A 21,825-nucleotide genomic window follows, 5' to 3' on the forward strand; every position below is an offset into this window, starting at 1 on the left:
GCCGTGCCTGACCACCGAGGGAGCCTTCGATGAGCGCACCGTCCCTGCCCGATTTCGCCGCCCGTCACATCGGACCGCGTGAGAGCGACGTCGCGGAGATGCTCTCCGTCGTCGGTCGCCCGAGTCTCGACGCCCTGTGCGACGCCGCCGTGCCGGGGGCCATCCGGATGACCGGTGCCCTCGACGTCGAGGCCGCGACGAGCGAGCTCGCCGTCCTCGAGGAGCTGCGCGAGCTCGCCGGGCGCAACCAGGTCCTCACCTCGATGATCGGCCTGGGCTACTACGGCACGATCACCCCGCCGGTCATCCAGCGCAACGTCCTCGAGAGCCCGGCCTGGTACACGGCGTACACGCCCTACCAGCCCGAGATCTCGCAGGGTCGGCTCGAGGCGCTGCTCAACTTCCAGACGATGGTGAGCGACCTCACCGCGCTCAGCGTCTCCGGCGCGTCGTTGCTCGACGAGGCCACGGCGGCCGCCGAGGCGATGACGCTCATGCGCCGCACGAGCAAGGCTCCCGACGGGGCCGTCGTCGTCCTCGACGAGGCGCTCTTCCCCCAGACCCGCGCGGTCATCGAGACCCGCGCCCGGCCGCTCGGGATCGCCGTCGCCGTCGCCGACCTCACCCAGGTGAGCACCGCGCAGGAGCTGCGTGCCGCCGCGGGCGACCGCGACGTCTTCGGCGTCGTCGTCCAGTACCCCGCGGCCGACGGCCTCATCCACGACTGGAGCGCCCTGGCCACCGCCGCGCACGACGCCGGCGCCCTTGTCACCGCGGCCGCCGACCTGCTCGCCCTCACCCTGCTCACGCCTCCGGGGGAGTGGGGCGCCGATGTCGCCGTCGGCACCACGCAGCGCTTCGGCGTCCCCATGGCCTTCGGCGGGCCGCACGCCGGCTACATGTCGGTGCGGACCGGTCTCGAGCGCTCGCTGCCGGGCCGTCTCGTCGGGGTCTCCGTCGACTCCGCCGGCGCCCAGGCCTACCGCCTGGCCCTGCAGACCCGCGAGCAGCACATCCGCCGCGACCGCGCGACGAGCAACATCTGCACCGCACAGGTCCTCCTCGCCGTCATGGCCTCGATGTACGCCGTCTACCACGGTCCCGACGGGCTGCGCCGGATCGCCGGACGCGTCCACGCGACCGCCCGTGACCTCGCCGAGCAGCTCGCCGCGCGCGGTGCCGAGGTCGCGGAGGGTCACTGGTTCGACACCCTGCGGGTCAGCGTGCCGGGCCGCGCCGACGACGTCGTCGCCGCCGCGGTCGAGGCCGGGGTCAACATCTGGCGTCACGACGCCGACACCGTCCTCGTGAGCGTCGACGAGACGACCGACCCGGGCGAGGTCGCCGCCGTCGCGTCCGCCTTCGGGCCGGGCTCGACCGACGGCCAGGAGGGTGTCGTCGACAGCTCGACGACCGCGCCGGCCGAGCCGAGCTGGCCCGAGGCGCTCGTGCGCACGAGCGAGTACCTCACCCACCCGGTCTTCCACGCCCACCGCAGCGAGACCGCGATGCTGCGCTACCTGCGCCGGCTCAGCGACCGCGACTTCGCGCTCGACCGCGGCATGATCCCGCTCGGCTCGTGCACGATGAAGCTCAACGCGACGACCGAGATGGCCGCGATCACCTGGCCCGAGTTCGCCGGGCTGCACCCCTTCGCCCCGGACGACCAGACCGAGGGCATCCGTGACCTCGTCGCCCAGCTGAGCGACTGGCTGTGCGAGATCACCGGCTACGACGCCGTCTCGCTGCAGCCCAACGCCGGCTCGCAGGGCGAGCTCGCCGGTCTGCTCGCCATCCGTGGCTACCACGACGCGCGCGGTGACCACGAGCGCACGATCTGCCTCATCCCCTCGAGCGCGCACGGCACGAACGCCGCCTCCGCGGTCATGGCGGGCATGAAGGTCGTCGTCGTCAAGACCGACAGCATCACCGGCAACGTCGACATGGACGACCTCAAGCACAGGATCGTCGAGCACGAGGAGCGTCTCGCCGCGATCATGGTCACCTACCCCTCGACCCACGGGGTGTACGAGGACACGATCAGCGACCTGTGCGCGATGGTCCACGACGCGGGTGGTCAGGTCTACGTCGACGGCGCGAACCTCAACGCGCTCGTCGGGCTGGCCCAGCCGGGCCGTTTCGGCGCCGACGTCAGCCACCTCAACCTCCACAAGACCTTCTGCATCCCCCACGGCGGCGGCGGTCCCGGTGTCGGCCCGGTGTCGGTGCGCGAGCACCTCGCCCCGCACCTGCCCAACCACCCGCTCGCGCCGGCGGCGGGCCCCGAGTCGGGCGTCGGCCCGGTGAGCGCCGCGCCGTACGGCTCGGCGGGCATCCTGCCGATCTCGTGGGCGTACGTGCGGCTCATGGGCGGTGCGGGTCTGGCCCGGGCCACCCAGGTCGCCGTGCTCAACGCCAACTACGTCGCCGCGCGGCTGCGCGACCACTACCCGGTGCTCTACTCCGGGCACGACGGGATCGTCGCGCACGAGTGCATCCTCGACCTGCGCCAGCTGACGAAGGACACGGGTGTCAGCGTCGACGACGTCGCCAAGCGGCTCATCGACTACGGCTTCCACGCCCCGACGATGTCCTTCCCCGTCGCGGGCACGCTCATGGTCGAGCCGACCGAGAGCGAGGACAAGGGCGAGATCGACCGCTTCTGCGACGCGATGATCGCCATCCGCCGCGAGATCGACGAGGCGGTCGCCGGCGACGGCGTCGAGTCCAGCGTGCTGCGCCACGCCCCGCACACGTCCGCGACGCTCGTCGGCGAGTGGGACCGCTCCTACGACCGCGCCTCCGCCGTCTTCCCGGGCGACGTCGAGTCGGCCGACAAGTACTGGCCCCCGGTCGGTCGCATCGACGGCGCCTACGGCGACCGCAACCTCGTGTGCTCCTGCCCCTCGCCCGAGGAGCTCGCCGCCCTCTAGCCCCCCGCCCACCTCCCCCTTCGCCTCACCTGCCCCTTCGCCCCATCTGCCCCGAGTTTCTCGGGTCACCCGATAAACCCCGGCTTCGCATGAGCAAGAGACTCGTGCGGAGCCGGGGTTTGTCGTGCTGAGTGGTCGTCGTGAGTCTCCGGGGTGCGACGACGGGGGAGATCAGGGCGAAGGGGCAGCAGGGGCGCGCGACGGAGCGTTCGGCTCGTCCTGGGTCGAGAGGGGCGAAGGGGGAGCCTCCTTACCGGGAGGGGTGGTCGCCTGCACTCCGACCGCTGCAGCCCCCGTCTCGTCGTGCCCGTGGCCGGCGGTGCGCAGATCAGGCCGCGTCGGCGTCCTCGACGACGGAGACGCTCGACCCGTCGACCCGGCGGGTGACGGTGAGCTGGGTGGGGATGCGGTGGCGCATGTCCGCGACGTGCGAGATGACACCGACGGCCCGGCCCCCGGCGCGCAACTCGTCGAGGACGGCCATGACCTCCTCGAGCGCGTCGTCGTCGAGCGAGCCGAAGCCCTCGTCGACGAAGAGCGTCTCGAGCTCGCTGCCACCGGACTCCTCGCGCACGGCGTCCGCGGTGCCGAGCGCCAGGGCGAGGGACACCATGAAGGTCTCGCCCCCGGACAGGGTCGTCGCCGCGCGCGTCTCGCCGCTCCACCGGTCGTGGACGAGGAGACCGAGGCCACCGCGCCGACGGCGGTCGCCGCCACGCCCGTGGTCGACGGCGAGCTCGTAACGGCCTGTGACCATCGCGTCGAGGCGCTCGTTGGCGATGGAGACGATGCGCTCGAGGCGGGCCGCCAGGACGTAGGTCGTCAGCGAGACGCCGTCGGGGTTGTGCGGGCCGCGACCGGAGGCCAGGTCGGCGACGCTCGTCACGAGGTCGCGCCGCGAGGCCAGGTCGCCCGATGCCTGCGCGAGGGCGCGCGCACGCCGGGCTGCGGAGCGCAGCGCGCCGACCACCTGGGAGAGCTCGGCGGTGCGGTGCGTCGCCTCGGTCCACCGGGACCGGGCGTGCTGGGCCTGCTCGTCGAGGGCCTCGACGTCGGGCCGGGCAGAGGCGAGGGCGGCCACGACCTCGGGCTCGTCGAGGACGGCGCGGGCCGCGGCCAGGCGGGAGGCGTAGGAGGCGACGGCCCGCTCGAGCCCCGCCACCTGCTCCGCCTGGAGGAGATGGCTGTGAGCCTCGTCGACGTCCGTCAGGCCCTCGGCCTCGAGTGCTCTCGCGAGCTCCGCGGCCGCGCTGTCGTGACGCCCCGTCGCGGCGTCGTGCGCGTCGAGTGCCGACAGCAGGCGCTCGCCCGCCCGCAGGAGGCGCTCGTGCTCCTGCGCGACCTGGACGGCCGCGCGGACCGTGGTCTCGACCCGCTGGACGAGCAGGTCGTCCAGGACGAGGTCACCGGCTCGCTCGGCGGCGGCGTCCACCCCGCTCGAGGAACCCGCCGGCGACACCGCACCGCACGGGCACCCCGCGGCATGAGCCGCGAGCGAGGAGACGACCTCGTCGTGAGAGGCGACGAGGGCGGCCAGTGCGGTGTCGCGACGGGTGGTCGCAGCGGTGAGGGCCTGGACGAGACGGTCCTCCTCGCCCGCGAGACGCTCCAGGCGCGTGACGAGGCCGGTGACGGCGCGGCCCAGCCGCTCGGCCTCGCGGGCCTGCTCGGAGCACGCTCGGGCGGCTGCCTCGGTCTGCTCGAGATCGACGGCGATCTCGTCGGCCTCGCGCGCCTCCTCGCCGAGCGTGGCGACGAGTGTCGCGACCTCGACCTCGACCTCGGACCGGCGCCCCTGCGCCTCGGCGAGGGCGTCGGCGGCCTGCGTGCTCGCGGCGAGCGCGCGCTGGACGGCGACCGGCTCGACGAGCTCTCCGGTCGTGGCCGGGGCCGGGTGGGTCGTCGAGCCGCAGACGGCGCACGGCGCGTCCTCGACGAGCGCGGCGGCGAGCTCGCCCGCCATGCCGTCGAGCCGGGCCTGGAGGAGGTCGAGATAGCGCTGTCGGGCGTCCTGCGCCCGGTCGCGCGCGTCGCGGACCGCGTCCGCCGCGGCAGGCAGCGCACGCCCCCGCGCGTCGTCGAGGCGCCGCCGCACGTCGAGCGCGCGACGCAGACGAGCCGCCCGGGTCGTGATGGTCTCGAGCTCGGCGGCAGCCGCAGCGGCCGCGTCCCAGGCCTGCTGGGCCGCCTCGAGCTCGGCACGCAGCGCGTCTCGTGCTGGAGCGACCGCCGCCAGGTCGGCGGCAGCACGCTCCCGCTCGTCGACCAGCCCCGGCTGACGCTCCAGCCGTCCGACGAGCGACCGGGCCTCGTGCTGGGCGCTCGCGACGGCGGCCGAGGCGCCGGCGACGTCGGCGACCCAGCCGTCGAGGTCGCCGCGGGCCGTCGGGGCGAGCGGGGGCAGCGCCGCGCGCGCGGTGCTGGTCTGCTCGTGAGCCCGGCGCAGGTCCTCCTGAGCCCGGGTCAGCGCCGAGAGGGCCCCGAGGGCACGACGGGCCGCCGCGGAGCGCGCGAGCGACCGGGACGCGTCGTCGTGCTCATCGGCGCGGGCGAGCAGCTCGTCGCGGGTCACGGCGGCCTGGGTGCCGCGGTCGTGGCTGGCGGCCTGCTGGTGGGCCAGGCGGGCCTGGTGCTCGTGCCGCCGCAGCGCGGCCTCGGCGAGCTCGACCGCTGCCGCGGACTCGACGTGCTCGCTCTCGGCGGCCTGCTGCGTGCGGGCGAGGAGGTCGGCGAGCCCCGCGGCGTCGAGCTGCGAGAGCGTCCCGTCGGAGGCCGCGGCGCCGGCGGGCTCGGGGTGGTCGGCCCCGGCCCCCACGGCCGGCTCGTCGCCGCGACCGGGCCCGCTCGCGAGCAGGGGGACGGCCTCCTCGCGCAGCCGGTCGAGGTCGCGAGCCGCGTCGCGGTCGACCTGCTCGACGCGGCGCCGCTCCTCGAGGAGCCAGTCCTGCACGCCGGCGTAGGTCTCGACGTCGAAAAGCCGACGCAGCAGGTCGCCGCGGTCGTCGCTGCTCGCGTGGAGGAAGGAGGCGAAGTCGCCCTGGGGGAGCACGACGACGCGGTGGAACTGCTCGCGGGTCATCCCGAGCGCGTCCTCCATGACGCGGCCGGCATCGTCGAGGCGCTGCGTGAGCGTCGTCCACCGCCCGCCGAGGTGCTCGTCGAGGACGATCGCGGCCTGGACCGGCGTCTTGCGGCCCGGCCGCTCGAAGGCGGGCCGCCGGGTGATCCGCAGCCGTCGCCCGGAGAGGGTGACCTCGAGAAGCACCTCGGGCGGGGTGCTCGGGTCGGCGTGCTGGCTGTGCAGGGCCTTCGCCCCGCGCACCCCCGGCAGCTGACCGAAGAGCGCGAAGGAGATGGCGTCGAGCAGGCTCGTCTTGCCCGACCCGGTCGGCCCGGTGATGAGGAAGAGCCCGGTCTGGCCGAGCGCGTCGAAGTCGACGACCTGCCGTGACGCGAAGGGGCCGAAGGCCTCGACCTCGAGACGGTGCAGCCTCACGCGACGCCCCGCTCACGGGTCGTCGCGCTGCCCTCGTCGTCGTGCGCCCGCTGCACGGCCTCGACGGCCTCGCGCAGGAGCGCGCGCTCGTCGTCGCCGACGGTGCCGCCGGGACGCACGTCCGCGACGAAGTCGGTGCACACCTCGACCGCGGCCCGACCGGCCACCTGGCTGGGGCGCCGGTGCTCGCGCACGACGCCGCCCCGGGGGTCGAGGACGAGCGAGAGGGTGTGCGGGAAGCGGGTGCGCAGCTGCTCCATCGCCCGTCGCGGGGCGAGGGTGTCGGTGAGGGTGGCCTGCACCCACGCGTCCCGCGCGTCCTCGAGCGCCGGGTCGGCGAGGAGGTCCTCGAGGTCGCCGCGCAGGGTGGCCAGGCGTCGGGTCACCGGGGCCGCGACCCGCTCGACGTGCGCCGTGCCGGTCTCGTCGACCTCGACGAGCAGCGAGCACTTCGTGTGCCCCGCCTCGGAGAAGGACATGGCGACGGGAGACCCGCTGTACCAGGCCCGCTCGCCGACCTGCTGCGCCCCATGGAGGTGGCCGAGGGCGACGTAGGAGACCCCGTCGAAGACCGAGGTCGGCACGGCCGAGACACCGCCGCAGGCGATGTCTCGCTCAGAGTCGCTGCTCGCCCCGCCCACGGCGAAGCAGTGCGCGGCGACGACGGTGCGCGGTCCTCGGGTCGCCGCGTCCGCGCGCACCCGGTCCATCGCGGCGGAGATGACGGCGGCGTGGCTGCGGGTGCTCACCTCGAGGGCGTCGGTGACGCTCACCGATGCGGGGTCGAGGTAGGGCAGCGCGTAGATCGCGCCGTCGCCGACGAGCACCGGCCGGGCGAGGTCGTCGACGCTCGTGCGGATGTGGACCCCGGCGTGCTCGAGCAGCCCGGACCCGAAGCCCAGCCGGCGTGCCGAGTCGTGGTTGCCGGGGGAGAGGACCACCTGGGTCCCCACCGCCTGCAGCCGGTGGAGCACGTCGGAGAGCAGCTCGACCGCGTCGGGGGCGGGGATGGCCCGGTCGTAGACGTCGCCGGCGACGACGACCGCGTCGACGCGCTCGGAGCGGGCCGTCTCGACGAGGTGGTCGAGGTAGGCGGCCTGCGCGTCGAGCAGCCGGACGCCGTGGAAGGCGCGTCCAAGGTGCCAGTCGGAGGTGTGGATCAGCCGCATGGCACGACCGTACGAGCCCGCGCCGACAACGCCCCGGACCTCGTGGGGCGTGCCGCCGCCGACCTGGCACGAGCGGCCCCGACCGACCCCCGCGCTCGCCCGTCGTGGCGCGGGTCTGACGTCTAGCCTGGGCACCCAGGTCGCGACCGCGGCGGACCGACCCCAGGAGGCCGGAGTGGGCAAGGAAGTATCGGCGCAGAGCTACTCGCGAGAGGAGCGTCAGCGCTACCGGGAGAAGGTCCACCAGGACCTCGACGTCTTCGAGCGGATGCTCGCGCAGTCGAGCTTCGAGGCCGAGCGGCCCCTCACCGGGCTCGAGATCGAGCTCAACCTCCTCGACGAGGCGGCCGATCCCGCCTTCGCCAACGCCGAGGTCCTCGCCGCCATCGACGACCCCGGCTACCAGACCGAGCTCGCGCAGTACAACATCGAGCTCAACGTCGCCCCCCGCCCGCTGCCCGGCGACGCCGCCCTCGCCCTCGAGCAGGACCTGCGCGCCTCTCTCGACGCCGCCGACGAGCGCGCGCGGGCGGTCGGCGCGCGCATCGTGCCCATCGGGATCCTGCCGACGATCCGCCCGGAGCACTTCCAGGGCGAGTGGATCAGCCGCAACAACCGCTACACCGCGCTCAACGACTCGATCTTCGAGGCGCGCGGCGAGGACATCGTCATCGACATCGAGGGGCCGACGGGGGAGCGGCTGGAGACCTTCGCCGACTCCATCGCACCCGAGTCGGCGTGCACCTCGGTCCAGCTGCACCTCCAGGTGAGCCCCTCCGACTTCGCCGACCACTGGAACGCCGCCCAGGCGGTGAGCGCCCCCCAGGTCGCGCTCGCCGCGAACTCGCCCTTCTTCTTCGGCCGCCGGCTGCACGCGGAGACCCGCATCGAGCTCTTCGCGCAGGCCACGGACACGCGCCCCATCGAGCTGAAGAACCAGGGCGTGCGCCCGCGCGTCTTCTTCGGCGAGCGGTGGATCACCTCGATCTTCGACCTCTTCGAGGAGAACGTGCGCTACTTCCCCGCGCTGCTCGCGGAGTCGACCGACGAGGACCCCGTGGCCGTCCTCGAGGAGCACGGCACCCCCGCCCTCACCGAGCTCAACCTCCACAACGGCACCGTCTACCGGTGGAACCGCCCGATCTACGACATCGCCGACGGCAAGCCCCACGTGCGGGTCGAGAACCGCGTCCTGCCGGCGGGCCCGACGATCGTCGACGTCATGGCCAACGCCGCCTTCTACTACGGGCTCGTGCGCACGCTGGCCACCGAGGAGCGTCCCGTGTGGACCCGGCTGTCCTTCGCGGCGGCGCGGGCCAACTTCGAGGCCGCGGCGCGCGGCGGCATGGACGCCCGGCTCTACTGGCCGGGCCAGGGGGAGGTCGGGGTCGACGAGCTCACCCTGCGGCACCTGCTGCCGGTCGCGGCCCGTGGGCTCGAGGACTGGGGCGTCTCACCGGCGGTGAGCGACCGCTACCTCTCCGTCATCGAGGGACGCTGCACGACGGGCCAGAACGGCGCCGTGTGGCAGACCGAGGCGGTCCGCCGGCTCGAGGAGCGCGGGGCCGACCGGGCGAGCGCCCTGTCGCAGATGCTCGAGCTGTACGTCGAGCACATGCACACCAACGAGCCGGTGCACACCTGGCCGCTGCCGTAGCGGCCCCGCCGCTGGTGGTGAGAGCCACGAGCGGCGAAGGGGGCGAAGGGGTGCCGGGCGAAGGGGGTCAGACGATGGCGTCGAGACCGGCGGCGGGCACGTTCCACGCGACGACCGACGCGTCCTCGCGGTAGCGGCCGAGCAGGCTGAGCGAGCCGGGGGAGAGCTCGAGCTGGGCGGCCAGGCGGGGGGAGTGCCCGAGCCAGACCGCGGTGAGGATGCGCAGGGCGTGCCCGTGCCCGACGAGGCAGACGTCGGCCGGGGCCGCGTGCTCGCCCTCGAGCACCGGCCGCACCCGGGCGAGGACGCGAGAGGCGCGCGCGGCCACCTCCTCGACGGTCTCGCCCGGGGTCTGCCCCGGCGGCACGCCGTCGAAGACGGTCCACCGACCCCCTTCGTCCTCGCGGACCTGCTCGGTGGTGCGGCCCTCGGCCCCGCCGTAGTCCCACTCGCGCAGGTCCGGGTCGACATCGGGCGAGAGCCCCGCGAGCTCGGCCGTCCGCAGCGCCCGTCCGAGGTCGGAGGACAGGACGAGAGCGAGGTCGAAGCGGGCGAGGTAGGGGCGAAGGGAGGCCGCGTCGGCCTCTCCCTCGGGCAGCAGCGGCAGGTCGGTGAGCCCGGTGTGGCGCCCGTCGCGGCTCCACTGCGTCTGGCCGTGGCGGACGAGGACGAGGCGGCCGTGGCCGTGGGAGGTCATGGCGCCACCGTAGGACGATCCCAGCCCTGGTCACCGGGTGGCGCGGGCGACCCGCTCTGGCGAAGATGGGACGCGCACCCCGATCTCCCCTCGACCCCAGGAGCGCGATGAGCCAGCAGGACGACGCCGAGACGACCGGCGGGAGCGGACCGGGGCATCGCGAGGTCTCGTTGTCCCGCACCGGCCTGGGGCGCTACGAGGCGCGCAACGCCCGCGGCGGCAGCATCGCCCTGGGCAGCGGTGAGGACGACGACTTCACGCCCGTCGAGCTCCTTCTCGCGGCCATCGCCGGGTGCAGCGCCGTCGACGTCGACCACATCACGAGCCGGCGCGCCGAGCCCGAGCACTTCGAGGTCGTCGCGAGCGGCACGAAGACCTCGACGCCGCAGGACGGCAACCACATGGTCGACCTCGACGTCACCTTCACCCTGCGCTTCCCCGCGGGCGAGGAGGGTGACCGGGCTCGCGAGATGCTGCCGCGCGCCGTCGCCCAGTCGCGCGACCGGCTGTGCACGGTCTCCCGCACCGTCCAGCGCGGGACGCCGATCCGCATGCAGGAGCAGGCGCCGGAGACGGATGGCTGACCGCGCCGACGTCGTCGTCGTCGGCGGGGGCCAGGCCGGGCTGGCCACGAGCTACTGGCTGCGCCGGCACGGCGTCGACCACGTCGTGCTCGACGAGCAGGAGGAGCCCGGCGGCGCGTGGCGGCGCACGTGGCCCTCGCTGCGCCTCTTCTCCCCGTCGGGATACTCCTCGCTGCCCGGGTGGATGATGCCCGAGCACCCCGACGCCTTCCCGCCCGTCGACCACGTGCTCGCCTACCTCGCCGCCTACGAGGAGCGCTACGACGTGCCCGTCCGCCGAGGCGTCCACGTGAGCGACGTGCGTGCGGACGACGACGGCCTCGACGTCGTCACCGGCGAGGGGAGCGTGCGCGCCCGGTACGTCGTGAGCGCGACGGGGACGTGGCGGGCCCCCTTCGTCCCGCTCGTCGAGGGCGCCACCTGCTTCGAGGGCACGCAGGTGCACTCCGCCCACTACCGCGGGCCCGAGCCCTTCGTGGGGCAGCAGGTCGCCGTCGTCGGCGGCGGCAACTCCGGCGTGCAGATCACCGCCGACCTGCTCGGGCACGCCGACCGCGTGCACCTCGCCTCCCTCGGTCGGCTGCGCTTCCTGCCCGACGACGTCGACGGGCGCTACCTCTTCGAGCGGGCGAGCGCCCGGATCACCGGTGATGCCCGCGACCTCGAGTCCGAGCTCGCGGGGACGATCGTCGCGATGCCCAGCGTGCGCGAGGCCCGGGCGAAGGGGGCGCTGCGCCTGCGGGCGATGTTCGACCGGATGGACGCGACCGGGGCGGTCATCGGGCGCGAGCACGTCGACCTCGACGCGGTCGTGTGGGCGACCGGCTTCCGCCCGGCGCTGCGGCACCTGCGCTCCCTGCGCCTGCGCACCCGCGACGGCATCCCCGTCGTCGACGGGGCCCGCTCGGTCACGGACCCGCGGGTGGCCTTCGTCGGCTACGGCGACTGGACCGGCCCGGCGTCGGCGACCCTCATCGGCGTGGGGCGGCCCGCCCGTGCCCTCGCGACGACGCTCGCGCAGGAGCTGGCCCGCGACTGATCCGGTGGCGCCCCGTGCGTCCTACCCTGGCCTCATGGCCACCTTCGTCGAAGTGCACCCGGACAACCCCCAGCCGCGCACGATCGGTCAGGTCGTCGCGCGCATCCGCGAGGGCGCCCTCGTCGCCTTCCCCACCGACTCCGGCTACGCGCTCGGCGGGCGGCTCGACGACCAGAGCATCAAGGACCGGATCCGCGACATCCGGCGGCTCGACGACAAGCACCACTACACGCTGCTGTGCCGCGACTTCGCCCAGCTCGGCCAGCTCGTCCACGTCGACAACCACGTCTTCCGCACGGTGCGGGCGACGACGCCCGGGCCGTACACCTTCATCCTCCCGGCGACGAAGGAGGTGCCCCGGCGCCTGCTCCACGCGAAGAAGAAGACGGTCGGCGTGCGCATCCCCGACAACCCGGTCGTCCAGGCGCTGCTCGCCGAGCTCGGCGAGCCGATGCTCTCGAGCACCCTCCTCCTGCCCGGTCAGGAGGAGACCCCGGTCTTCGGGTGGGACGTCAAGGAGGAGCTCGACCACGCCGTCGACGTCGTCATCGACGCTGGCGAGGTGAGCACCGCCCCGACGACGGTCGTCGACTACAGCTCGGGCACCGCCGAGATCGCCCGTCAGGGCGCCGGTGACGCACACCCCTTCGTCGAGGGCTGACCGGGACGCCCCTTCGGGAAACAAGCTTCGACCTCGGGAAGGAAAGGTTCCTTCCCGAGGTCGAGCTTTCCCGCCCTGGGCGGGAAAATGGGGAGTCAGGCGGCGGCGACGTCCTCGCGGGCCTGGACGAAGGCGGAGACGCACGCCCGCACGTCGTCCTCGCTGTGCGCGGCGGAGAGCTGGACGCGGATGCGGGCCTGCCCCTTCGGCACGACGGGGTAGGAGAAGGCGATGACGTAGATGCCGAGCTCGAGCATGCGGTCGGCGACCAGGCCGGCCTGGCGCGCGCCGTCCTCGCCCGGGAACATCACCGGGACGATCGCGTGCTCGCCGGGCAGCAGCTCGAAGCCCGCCTCGCCCATGAGCGCGCGGAAGAGCTCGGCGTTGCGGCGCAGCACCTGACGCGGCTCGTCGGAGTCGCGCGCGATCTCCAGCGCCCGCAGCGAGCCGGCGACGACGGCCGGCGCGACGGCGTTGGAGAAGAGGTAGGGCCGGGCACGCTGCTTGAGCAGGTCGACGACGCCCTGACGGGCCGCGACGTAACCGCCGCTGCCGCCGCCCAGCGCCTTGCCGAGCGTGCCGGTCATGATGTCGACGCGGTCCATGACGCCGCACGCCTCGTGCGAGCCGCGGCCGCCCTCGCCGACGAAGCCGGTGGCATGCGAGTCGTCGACCATGACGAGCGCGCCGAACTCGTCGGCGAGGTCGCAGATCTGCTCCAGCGGGGCGAGGTAGCCGTCCATGGAGAAGGCGCCGTCGGTGACGACGAGGACGCGGCGGGCCCCCTTCGCCTCCTCGAGCTGGGTGCGCAGGTCGGCCATGTCGCGGTTGGCGTAGCGGCGGCGCTGGGCCTTGCTCAGGCGCACGCCGTCGATGATCGACGCGTGGTTGAGCGCGTCGGAGATGATGACGTCCTCGGGCCCGAGCAGCACCTCGAAGATGCCGCCGTTCGCGTCGAAGCACGACGGGAAGAGGATCGCGTCCTGCGTGCCGACGAAGTCCGCGATCGCCCGCTCGAGCTCGCGGTGCCCGGTCTGGGTGCCGCAGATGAAGCGCACGCTCGCCATGCCGAAACCGGACTCGTCGAGGGCCCGGTGGGCGGCGGCGACGATCTCGGGGTGGTTGGCCAGGCCGAGGTAGTTGTTGGCGCAGAAGTTCAGCGCCTCGCCCCGCGAGGTCGCGATGTGCGCCGACTGGGCGGTCGTGATGAGCCGCTCGTGCTTGGTGAGCCCGGCGGCCTCGATCTCGGCGAGCTCGGCGGCCAGGTCGTCCTCGATGGTGTACATGCGATCAGCTCCAGTCCATGACGACCTTGCCGCACCGCCCCGATCGGGCGGTGTCGAAGGCCGTCTCCCAGTCGGTGGCGGGGTAGCGGTGGGTGATGACGGAGGTGACCGCATCACGAAGGGGGCGAGACGTCGAGAGCATCGCGCTCATGGCGTACCAGGTGTCGTACATCTCGCGGCCGTAGATGCCCTTGATGGTGATCATGTGGGTGATGACCTTGCCCCAGTCCACGGGGTAGGGCTCGCCGGGCAGACCGAGCATCGCGATCCGCCCGCCGTGGTTCATGTGGTCGATCATCGACGCCACGGCCGGGGGAGCGCCGCTCATCTCCAGCCCGACGTCGAAGCCCTCGCGCATCCCGAGGTCGCGCATCACCTGGCTGAGGTCGGTCTGGGCCGGGTTGACGCAGATGTCGGCTCCGGCGGCTCGGGCCAGCTCGAGACGCTCGTCGGAGAGGTCGGTGACCGCGATGTAGCGGGCGCCGACGTGCCGGGCGATCGCCACCGACATCACACCGATGGGTCCGGCGCCGGTGACGACGACGTCCTCGCCGGCGAGCGGGAAGGACAAGGTCGTGTGGGTCGCGTTGCCCAGCGGGTCGAAGACCGCGGCGAGGTCGGGGTCGAAGTCCTCGGGCTGGACCCAGACGTTGGTCGCCGGGATGACGACGTAGTCGGCGAAGGCGCCGTCGCGGTTGACCCCGACGCTCGAGGTGTTGATGCACAGGTGACGGCGGCCGGCCCGGCAGCTGCGGCAGCGGCCGCACACGACGTGGCCCTCGCCCGAGACGAGCGCCCCGACCTCGACGTCGGTGACGTCGGAGCCGACCTCGGCGACGACGCCGCTGAACTCGTGGCCGAGGACGAGGGGGGTCGTGACCGTGGAGGCGGCCCAGCGGTCCCAGTCGTGTAGGTGCAGGTCGGTGCCGCACAGGCCGGCGCGCAGCACGCGGATCTTGACGTCGCGCGGCCCGGGCGTCGGCTCGGGCATGTCGACCAGCTCCAGACCTGGTCCGGGACGGGTCTTGACCAGCGCACGCATCGTCGATCTCCTGACGGGTCGGGGGAGGTCTCCGCGTCGAGACCGAGGTCACGGTAGCGCGGCCGGGGGAGATCTCCCCATCGTCGCCCTGACGGCCCCCGCGTAGGGTGCGGGCATGACGCAGGAGAGCAGGGGCGACGACGTCGAGCAGGGCCCGGTCACCGGTCCGGCGGGGGCCGGCACCACGACCGAGATCCCCGCGTCCGGGAGCACGCACCCGGCACCGCAGCAGCAGGTGCCGGGTGCCGCGGCCGCCCCGTGGGCGCCGCACCCCTTCCCGCAGATGGCGCAGATGCCGCCCGACCACCCCCAGGCGGTGACGATCCTCGTGCTCGGCATCGTCGGCATCATGGGGGTGTGGGTCACCTCGCCGATCGCGTGGTACCTCGGCAACCAGGCCCTGCGCGAGATCGACGCGAGCCCGGGGCGCTACGGCCACCGCGACTTCGTCTCGATCGGGCGCATCCTCGGCATCGTCGGCACGGTGCTCCTCGGAGTCGGCGTCGCCGTCGTCGCGATCTTCGTCCTCTTCTACGCCGGGCTCTTCGCCGCGATGGTCGCCGGGTCCTGACCCGTCACGTCGAGGGGCGGCTGGCGTCGCCCGTCGCCGTCGTCGCCCGCAGGTACTCGGCGAAGCCGGGCATCGTGAAGCGGAGCCGGCCGTGCCCGGCGGGCTCGACGATGCCCTTGTCGATGAGCCGCTCGCGGGGCATGCCGAGCGACTGGGTCGAGCGGCCCATGCCCGCCGCGATCTCGGCGCGGGTCACGCTCGCGCTGCCCGCGTGCGCCATGACGGTCAGCAGGTGCTGCTCGAGCGGGGTGGCCGCACCCCACCGGGCGGCGAACATGGCGTCGAGCTGTGCCTCGACGAGGGGGAGCCCGGCGCGGACGTCGGCGACCCCGAGCCGGTCGCCGGCCACCGGCGAGGCGCTCTGCCAGGTCGCGTGGGCGAGCACCTGGAGCAGGTAGGGGAAGCCCTGGGCGCGCTCGACGACCTCGGCGAGCGCCGGACCGGTCCAGCCGACGCCGAGCTGCTCGGCGGGCTCGCCCACCGCCTGGGCCGCGGCCCCGGGCGCGAGCGGCGGCAGGGTGACGAAGGTGCTGCGCTCGGCGAAGGTGGCCGCCCGGGTGAGGACGGAGACGCTCGAGGGGAGGCCGGCGCAGACGAGGGCGAAGGGGGAGTCCTCCCGCCCGCCCGCGAGGTTCTGCATCGCGTTGAGCAGGACCGCGAGGTCGGTCCGGCTCGGGGCGTGGAGCTCGTCGACGAGCACGAGCAGGCCGGACCCGCCGCGCTCGCGCACCCGGGTCGCCGTGCCGTGCAGGAGGTCCTCGAGAGCCGAGACCCGGGCGCCCGTCTCGGCGCCGCCCCCCTCGTCGGGGGCAGCCCGGGCGGAGACCTTGACCCCGGTCGGGACGCCGATCTCGACGGCGATCTCGTCGAGGCGGAGGGAGCGGCGGTCCCCCTTCGCCACGACGTCCGCCGCCCGCAGGGCGTGGTCGACCCGGCTGACGAGGTCGGGCAGGAAGGGGGCGCCGTGGTGGCAGGAGACCCACACGGTGAGGAACCCGTGCTCGTCGGCGTCGCGCTGCGCCTCGCGCAGCAAGGAGGTCTTGCCGACGCCGCGCGGGCCGAGGAAGACGACGGGCGGGCCGCCGGTCTCGCCGTACGCGCTCACCCGGCTGAGGACACCGCGGATGCGGTGCTGCTGGTCCTCCCGCCCGGCGAGGACGCGGGGCAGCTCACCGGGGGTGTACGGGTTGCGCATCGTCGCGTCCTCCTGTGACACCTTGTTACACATCGGGCAGGTGTCACCGACTGTAGGGGAGGGGTACGACACCCCCGCTGCTTTGCCCCGCTGAGGGCGCGCCTGGTTTAATGTGCAACCACGAGGGGAGTACTTCCCAGCGTGTCGCCGGTCATTCCGCGGGGTCCATGCCCCGCCCGGTGCACGGCCCGGCGTCGGGCGAAGGAGACCTCGCACCGCTCGACGATGCGAGGTCTTTGCTGTGTCTTCCCTGTCCTCGGCCGCCTCGGCCGCTCCCGGTATCGAGTCCATCGCGGACGCCACCTTGTGGTGGGTGACGATCGCCGGCGTCCTGGCGCTCGTCGCCCTCGACTTCCTGCTCACCCGGCGCCCGCACGAGGTCTCCATGAAGGAGGCCGTCGGCTGGTCGGCCTTCTACATCGCCCTGCCCCTCGCCTTCGGGCTGTGGGTGTGGAACCGGCACGGCTCCCAGATCGGCGTCGAGTACTACACGGGCTACCTCGTGGAGAAGTCGCTCTCCGTCGACAACCTCTTCATCTTCATCCTCATCCTCACGAGCTTCGCGGTGCCGCGGGTGCTGCAGCAGCGCGTCCTGCTCATCGGCATCGTCGGGGCCCTCGTCATGCGGGGTGCCTTCATCGCCGTCGGCGCGGCGCTCATCGCGCGCTTCTCGTGGATGTTCCTCCTCTTCGGCGCGATCCTGCTCTTCACCGCGTGGACCGTCCTGCGCGACGCCCGCTCCGGCGAGCACAGCGTCGACGTCGACGAGCTGAAGATCGTGCGCCTCGCCCGTCGCCTTTACCCGGTGACCGACGACTACCGCGGCACGAAGATGGTCGTCGGTGAGCGCGGTCGCAAGGCGCTGACCCCGCTCGCGCTCGTCGTCCTCGCCATCCTCGGCACCGACCTCATCTTCGCGATCGACTCCGTGCCCGCCGTGTACGGCATCACCGGCGACCCCTACCTCGTCTTCGTCACCAACGCCTTCGCCCTGCTCGGCCTGCGCGCCCTGTACTTCGTCCTCGAGGGGATGATCGGCAAGCTGCGCCACCTCGGCTACGGTCTCGCGGCGATCCTCGCCTTCATCTCGGTCAAGCTCATCCTCCACTGGGCGCACGGGGTGTGGGAGTCGGTCCCGACGATCCCGACCCTCGCCTCGCTCGGCGTCATCGTCGGCGCGCTGACGATCACGACGATCACGAGCCTCATGGCCAACCGCCGCGACGCCCGGGACGAGGAGCCGACGACGCAGGAGGCCGGCAGCTCGCACTGACCTCCTCTCCCACCTCGGTGCCGGCCGAGCCGCCCGCACCGATGCCCGGCCCCGTCGCACCTGCTCGTGCGGCGGGGCCGGGCTAGCGTGGCGGACATGGAGCAGCGCGCGAACTTCGTCACCCTGGCCGTCGCCGACGTCGGGCGGTCGCACGACTTCTACGTCGACGGGCTCGGCTGGGAGCCGGTCCTCCACGAGCCGGGGGAGGTGCTCTTCCTGCCCCTCGCCCACGGCCTCGTCCTCTCGCTGTGGGACCGCGCCGGCTTCGTCGCCGAGGTCGGCGAGCCGGCCGAGGGGATCGCGCCGATCACCCTCGCGCACAACGTCACCGATGCCGACCAGGTCGACGCGGTGCTCGCCGACGCAGTCGCGGCCGGTGCGCAGGTCACCGCGGGGCAGCGACGGGAGTGGGGCGGGTACTCGGGCTACTTCGCCGACCCGGACGGCTACCGCTGGGAGGTCGCCCACAACCCGACGCCGCTCGGGGACTCGCTCGTCGAGGCGAGCCGGCGCTGGCTGGGCACCCGGCGGGCCGAGGCCGCCGACGCCGCTGCCGCACCGGCCGAGACGGGACCGGCCGTCCAGGACCACTACCCCGCCGACGCGGCCCACTGCTACGGCTGCGGGGCACGCAACCCCTTCGGGCACCACCTCAAGACCCGGTGGGCCGACGGGTCGCGCACCGAGACGATCACCCGCTTCACCCCCGGTCCCGAGCAGACGGCGATGCCGGGCTACGTCTACGGCGGGCTCGTCGCCTCCGTCCTCGACTGCTCGGGCACCGGGTCGGCCGCGCTCGGCGGGACGCACGCCGCCGGTCTCGACCTCCAGAGCGACGGGTCGCTGCGCTACGTCACCGGCACGCTCGAGGTGCGCTACCAGCGCCCCACCCCGATGGGCGTCGAGCTCGTCGTGCGCGGGCGGGTCGAGGAGGTCAAGGGCCGCAAGGTCACCGTCGCGCTGACGATGACCGCCGGTGAGGACGAGGTCGCGTCGGGGCGGGTCGTCGCCCTGCAGCTGCCCGACGAGATGAGGTCGTCATGAGCCGCGACCGCGACGACGAGGGGCGCCCGCGCCAGTCCCGCCCGCGCGACGCCCTCGGCCGACCGCTGCCCTACGGGGCGACCGGGGTAGAGCCGGTGGGCGAGGACCCCCTGCCGCCGCTCGAGACGATCGAGGAGGCGCGTCGGCTGCTGCGCGAGGGGCGCCCCTTCTCGGCGCACGAGGTGCTCGAGGCGAGGTGGAAGGCCGCCCCGTCGTCGGAGCGCGACCTCTGGCAGGGGCTCGCGCAGGTCTGCGTCGGCATCACCCACCTCGCCCGGGGCAACGAGACCGGAGGGCGACGCCTCGTCGAGCGCGGGGGCGAGAGGGTCGGGGCCTACCAGCGCGCCGGCGGGCCTACCTACGGGCTGGATCTCGACGAGGTCCTCGCGTGGGCCCGGGGGCCGCACCCGGGCCCGCCGACCGGCTAGTCGTCCCCGTGCGGCCGGGAGCGGGCGCGCTTGGTCGACGAGCGCTCCCGCTTGGCCGCCAGCCGGCGTTCCTGCGAGCCACGGGTGCGCCGGGTCGCCCGCCGTGGCGGCGGGGGAGGGGCGAGCGCCTCGCGCAGCAGGGCCGCGAGGCGGTCGCGTGCCGTCGACCTGTTCTGGCGCTGCGAGCGGTGCTCGGAGGCGTCGACCGTGAGCACCCCGTCGACGAGCCGGCCGGAGAGCCGGTCGAGCACCCGGCGTCGCTGCGACGCGGTCAGAGCCGTCGTCGTGGACACGTCGAAGGAGAGCTGCGTGCGGGAGTCGGTCGTGTTGACGCCCTGCCCTCCCGGTCCAGAGCTGCGCGAGAAGCGCTCTCGCAGCTCGCCGCCGGGGATGACGAGACCGCCGGGGATCCCAGGCCCCGGCGGCACCCGCAGGTCGGCGTCGCTCACGCCTGCATCATCCCCGACCCGTGCGGTGCCCCGCGTCCGCCGTCAGCTCTTGCGCCGCCGCGGCCTCGGGGTCGGGCGCACGACGAGGACCGGGCACGGCGCCGACGCCTGCACACGGGCCGCGGTGCTGCCGATGAGGATGCTCTCGCTCAGCCCGCGGTTGCCGTTGGCGAGCACGACGAGGCCGACGTCACCGAGCTTGGCCGCCCGGATGATCTCCGTCGACGGGGTGCCGCTGCGCACGCTGCGCTTGACCGTCGTGCCCTCCCAGTCGTCGAACTCGGCGGCGACGACCTTGACCGCCGCCTCGGCCTCGGCGCGGAAGGACGCCTCGGCCATCGGCTTGGGCCGGCGCGCGTCGGGCGAGATCTCGTCGTGGAAGGACAGCGCCGCGAGGGGGCGGGTCACGGCGAGGACGGTGATCGTGTCGATCTTCGCGGGGTCGGCGAAGGTCTTGAGGTGGCGGGCGGCCCGCAGCGACTGCTTCGAGCCGTCGGTGGCGATGAGGACGTGCATCTCGGGGGCTCCTCGGTGAGGTGGGTGGCGGGATCGCGCGAGCACCAGCGCGGGGCGACCCGTCCTGCATGTCCCACGTCAGCGTAGCGGCGCCGACGGCCCGGGCGCTGGTCAGCCGCCGCCCTGCTCGGTCGCGCCGCCGGGGAAGGTCGCGCGGTGCTCCGGCACTCCGCCGAGCCGCTGCAGGAGCGCGACGGCGTCGTGCGGCGCGTGACCTCGCGCGTCGTTGTCGAGGTAGACGTGCACGTCGCCCCCCTGGTCGTGCCACTCGCGGCACAGCTCGGCCCAGCGGTCCAGCGAGCTCGGCGGGTACGCGCTCGTGTAGAGCTCGGTCTCGCCGTGCAGGCGCACGTAGTGCAGGTCGGTCGTCGAGTCCTCCATGCGCGGCCACCGACCGGCGCTGTCGGCGACGACCATTGCGACGTCGTGGGCTCGCAGCAGCTCACGGGCCTCGTCGGTGTCGAAGCTCGGGTGCCGCGGCTCGAGGGCGTGCCGGACCCTCCGGCGCCCGTCGAGGCCGTCGGGCAGGTCGACGAGCGCGCGACCCTCGGCGAGCTTGTCGTCGTGCCCGCGGGCGAGCCGCGCGGTCTCGTCGAGGGTGCGGGGGAGCATCGCGAGGAAGTCCCCGACGCGGCCCGGCTCGAAGGTCGTCCGCGCGGGCAGCTGCCACAGCACCGGTCCGAGCTTGCGGCCGAGCGCGAGCACCCCGGACGCGAAGAAGTTCGCCAGCGGCGTCTCGACGTCGCGCAGCTTCTTCATGTGCGTGATGAAGCGCCCGCCCTTGACGGCGAAGACGAAGTCGTCGGGCGTCTCGTCGTGCCAGGTCGCGTACGACGACGGGCGCTGCAGGGAGTAGAAGGAGCCGTTGATCTCCGCCGAGGTCATCCGCTGCGCGACGTACTCGAGCTCGCGGCGCTGGACGAGCCCCTGCGGGTAGAAGTCGCCCCGCCACGCGCGGTAGCGCCACCCGGACACCCCGACGTAGTACGTCATGGCTACGGCACCAGCGAGATCGTCCGGCCGCGCTCGACGACCCGCAGGTCGCCGGGCAGCGCGTCGCGGGCGAAGCGGGCGACGAAGTCCTCGCGCGGCGACCGGAATACCCGGTAGTCGTCGAAGTGCACCGGCACGGTGACCTTCGGGCGGATCGTCTGCACGAGACGGGCGCCCTGCTCGTCGTCCATCGTCACGAGCAGGCCGAGCACGCGGGTGCCCCCGAGGTGGACGACCATGGCGTCGACCGGGCCGCAGCGCTCCACGACCTCGCGCAGCGACTCGCGGTAGAGGGTGTCTCCGGTGACGTAGACCCGCAGGGGCTCGCCGCTGCCGGTGTCGAGGGTGAGCACCGAGCCCATGACCGCCGGCAGCAGCGCCTGCGCGAGACCCGGGGCGTGCCGTCCGGGCGTCGAGGTGATGCTCAGCCCGACCCCGTCACGCTCGAGCTCGTGGCTGCTCCAGGTGCTCAGCCCGACAGCGTCGAACCCCCACCGGTCGAGGCGGGGCGCGGCCTGGGGCGTCGTGAGCAACGGCGGGTCCCGCGTCAGCTCGCGGCGGGCCACCCGGTCGAAGTGGTCGCCGTGCAGGTGCGACAGGACGATCGCGTCGAGCTCGGGCAGGCTGGCCGGGGTGCGGGTGGGCTCGGTGAGACGTCGGCTGGCCAGCCCCTTGCCGAGGTAGGCCAGCTGCCCGCGGTGCAGGAAGTTCGGGTCGGTGAGGACCGTGAAGGGACCCAGCCGCAGCAGGCTCGTCGCGGTCCCGACGAACTCGAGCGTGGCATCGGTCATG

Annotated in this window: 19 protein-coding genes; 9 read left to right on the forward strand and 10 right to left on the reverse strand. The window is 73.8% G+C overall.

Annotated features, from left to right (window positions below):
* Window positions 1-29 precede the first annotated feature (29 nt).
* On the forward strand, window positions 30-2,933 hold the full coding sequence (gcvP, locus tag ABIB53_RS09825; RefSeq protein WP_354588037.1) for an aminomethyl-transferring glycine dehydrogenase: 2,904 nt from the start codon (window positions 30-32) through the stop codon (window positions 2,931-2,933).
* A 328-nt stretch (window positions 2,934-3,261) separates the two neighbouring features.
* On the opposite strand, the gene ABIB53_RS09830 is transcribed toward gcvP, so the two are convergent.
* Window positions 3,262-6,429, reverse strand: a complete 3,168-nt coding sequence (locus ABIB53_RS09830) for an AAA family ATPase (RefSeq protein ID WP_354588038.1) — start codon at window positions 6,427-6,429, stop codon at window positions 3,262-3,264.
* On the reverse strand, window positions 6,426-7,598 hold the full coding sequence (locus ABIB53_RS09835; RefSeq protein ID WP_191563684.1) for an exonuclease SbcCD subunit D: 1,173 nt from the start codon (window positions 7,596-7,598) through the stop codon (window positions 6,426-6,428). The genes ABIB53_RS09830 and ABIB53_RS09835 overlap by 4 nt, the downstream gene beginning before the upstream one ends.
* A 175-nt stretch (window positions 7,599-7,773) precedes the next feature.
* On the opposite strand from ABIB53_RS09835, the gene ABIB53_RS09840 reads away from it, so the two are divergent.
* Window positions 7,774-9,255, forward strand: coding sequence for a glutamate-cysteine ligase family protein (locus tag ABIB53_RS09840; RefSeq protein ID WP_123091796.1), 1,482 nt, complete (start codon window positions 7,774-7,776; stop codon window positions 9,253-9,255).
* A 67-nt stretch (window positions 9,256-9,322) separates the two neighbouring features.
* Here the strand turns inward: ABIB53_RS09840 and ABIB53_RS09845 are convergent, their stop codons facing one another.
* The gene (locus tag ABIB53_RS09845; protein WP_354588039.1) at window positions 9,323-9,952 is read right to left on the reverse strand and encodes a histidine phosphatase family protein; all 630 of its coding nucleotides are present in this window, start codon (window positions 9,950-9,952) and stop codon (window positions 9,323-9,325) included.
* Window positions 9,953-10,059: 107 nt separating this feature from the next.
* Between ABIB53_RS09845 and ABIB53_RS09850 the strand changes: the two genes are divergently transcribed.
* From ABIB53_RS09850 to ABIB53_RS09860, 3 genes are read left to right on the forward strand one after another with little or no spacing between them, the layout of a single operon-like run.
* The gene (locus ABIB53_RS09850; protein ID WP_191681913.1) at window positions 10,060-10,536 is read left to right on the forward strand and encodes an OsmC family protein; all 477 of its coding nucleotides are present in this window, start codon (window positions 10,060-10,062) and stop codon (window positions 10,534-10,536) included.
* Window positions 10,529-11,575 carry an ArsO family NAD(P)H-dependent flavin-containing monooxygenase gene (locus tag ABIB53_RS09855; RefSeq protein ID WP_354588040.1) on the forward strand — a complete coding sequence of 349 codons (1,047 nt, stop codon included), beginning with the start codon at window positions 10,529-10,531 and terminating at the stop codon, window positions 11,573-11,575. Before ABIB53_RS09850 ends, ABIB53_RS09855 begins: the two co-directional genes overlap by 8 nt.
* A gap of 34 nt (window positions 11,576-11,609) precedes the next feature.
* Entirely contained in the window at window positions 11,610-12,236 is a 627-nt protein-coding gene (locus ABIB53_RS09860; protein WP_123091792.1) for an L-threonylcarbamoyladenylate synthase, read from the forward strand.
* Window positions 12,237-12,331: 95 nt separating this feature from the next.
* On the opposite strand, the gene ABIB53_RS09865 is transcribed toward ABIB53_RS09860, so the two are convergent.
* On the reverse strand, window positions 12,332-13,522 hold the full coding sequence (locus ABIB53_RS09865; RefSeq protein WP_191681915.1) for a glycine C-acetyltransferase: 1,191 nt from the start codon (window positions 13,520-13,522) through the stop codon (window positions 12,332-12,334).
* A 4-nt stretch (window positions 13,523-13,526) separates the two neighbouring features.
* Complete coding sequence (gene tdh, locus ABIB53_RS09870) at window positions 13,527-14,564, reverse strand: L-threonine 3-dehydrogenase (protein ID WP_354588041.1); 1,038 nt, start codon at window positions 14,562-14,564, stop codon at window positions 13,527-13,529.
* A 115-nt stretch (window positions 14,565-14,679) separates the two neighbouring features.
* Here tdh and ABIB53_RS09875 point away from each other — a divergent pair, with 115 nt between their 5' ends.
* A complete protein-coding gene (locus ABIB53_RS09875) occupies window positions 14,680-15,135 on the forward strand; it encodes a DUF4190 domain-containing protein (RefSeq protein ID WP_354588042.1) in 456 nt (151 codons plus the stop codon).
* A 4-nt stretch (window positions 15,136-15,139) separates the two neighbouring features.
* Here the strand turns inward: ABIB53_RS09875 and ABIB53_RS09880 are convergent, their stop codons facing one another.
* Window positions 15,140-16,351: a DUF8462 domain-containing protein gene (locus ABIB53_RS09880; protein ID WP_354588043.1), complete on the reverse strand. Its 1,212-nt coding sequence runs from the start codon at window positions 16,349-16,351 to the stop codon at window positions 15,140-15,142.
* Between the two features lie 220 nt (window positions 16,352-16,571).
* On the opposite strand from ABIB53_RS09880, the gene ABIB53_RS09885 reads away from it, so the two are divergent.
* The 3 genes from ABIB53_RS09885 to ABIB53_RS09895 all read left to right on the forward strand — a co-directional run bounded on the left by ABIB53_RS09885 (window position 16,572) and on the right by ABIB53_RS09895 (window position 19,075).
* Entirely contained in the window at window positions 16,572-17,603 is a 1,032-nt protein-coding gene (locus ABIB53_RS09885) for a TerC family protein (protein ID WP_354588044.1), read from the forward strand.
* A gap of 96 nt (window positions 17,604-17,699) precedes the next feature.
* Entirely contained in the window at window positions 17,700-18,647 is a 948-nt protein-coding gene (locus ABIB53_RS09890) for a VOC family protein (protein WP_354588045.1), read from the forward strand.
* Entirely contained in the window at window positions 18,644-19,075 is a 432-nt protein-coding gene (locus tag ABIB53_RS09895) for a DUF309 domain-containing protein (RefSeq protein WP_201466978.1), read from the forward strand. Before ABIB53_RS09890 ends, ABIB53_RS09895 begins: the two co-directional genes overlap by 4 nt.
* On the opposite strand, the gene arfB is transcribed toward ABIB53_RS09895, so the two are convergent.
* From arfB to ABIB53_RS09915, 4 genes are all read right to left on the reverse strand, one after another.
* Window positions 19,072-19,524 carry an alternative ribosome rescue aminoacyl-tRNA hydrolase ArfB gene (arfB, locus tag ABIB53_RS09900; protein ID WP_201466977.1) on the reverse strand — a complete coding sequence of 151 codons (453 nt, stop codon included), beginning with the start codon at window positions 19,522-19,524 and terminating at the stop codon, window positions 19,072-19,074. The two genes, ABIB53_RS09895 and arfB, sit on opposite strands and share 4 nt — an antisense overlap.
* Before the next feature lie 42 nt (window positions 19,525-19,566).
* Complete coding sequence (locus ABIB53_RS09905) at window positions 19,567-20,040, reverse strand: universal stress protein (RefSeq protein ID WP_123091786.1); 474 nt, start codon at window positions 20,038-20,040, stop codon at window positions 19,567-19,569.
* A gap of 111 nt (window positions 20,041-20,151) precedes the next feature.
* Window positions 20,152-21,033 (reverse strand): DUF72 domain-containing protein, encoded by an 882-nt coding sequence (locus ABIB53_RS09910; RefSeq protein ID WP_354588046.1) that lies wholly within the window; start codon window positions 21,031-21,033, stop codon window positions 20,152-20,154.
* 2 nt (window positions 21,034-21,035) lie between these two features.
* The gene (locus tag ABIB53_RS09915) at window positions 21,036-21,824 is read right to left on the reverse strand and encodes an MBL fold metallo-hydrolase (RefSeq protein ID WP_354588047.1); all 789 of its coding nucleotides are present in this window, start codon (window positions 21,822-21,824) and stop codon (window positions 21,036-21,038) included.
* Window position 21,825 lies beyond the last annotated feature (1 nt).

Origin of the sequence: Janibacter sp. UYMM211 (assembly GCF_040547045.1) — a bacterium.
Lineage (GTDB): Bacteria > Actinomycetota > Actinomycetes > Actinomycetales > Dermatophilaceae > Marihabitans > Marihabitans melonis.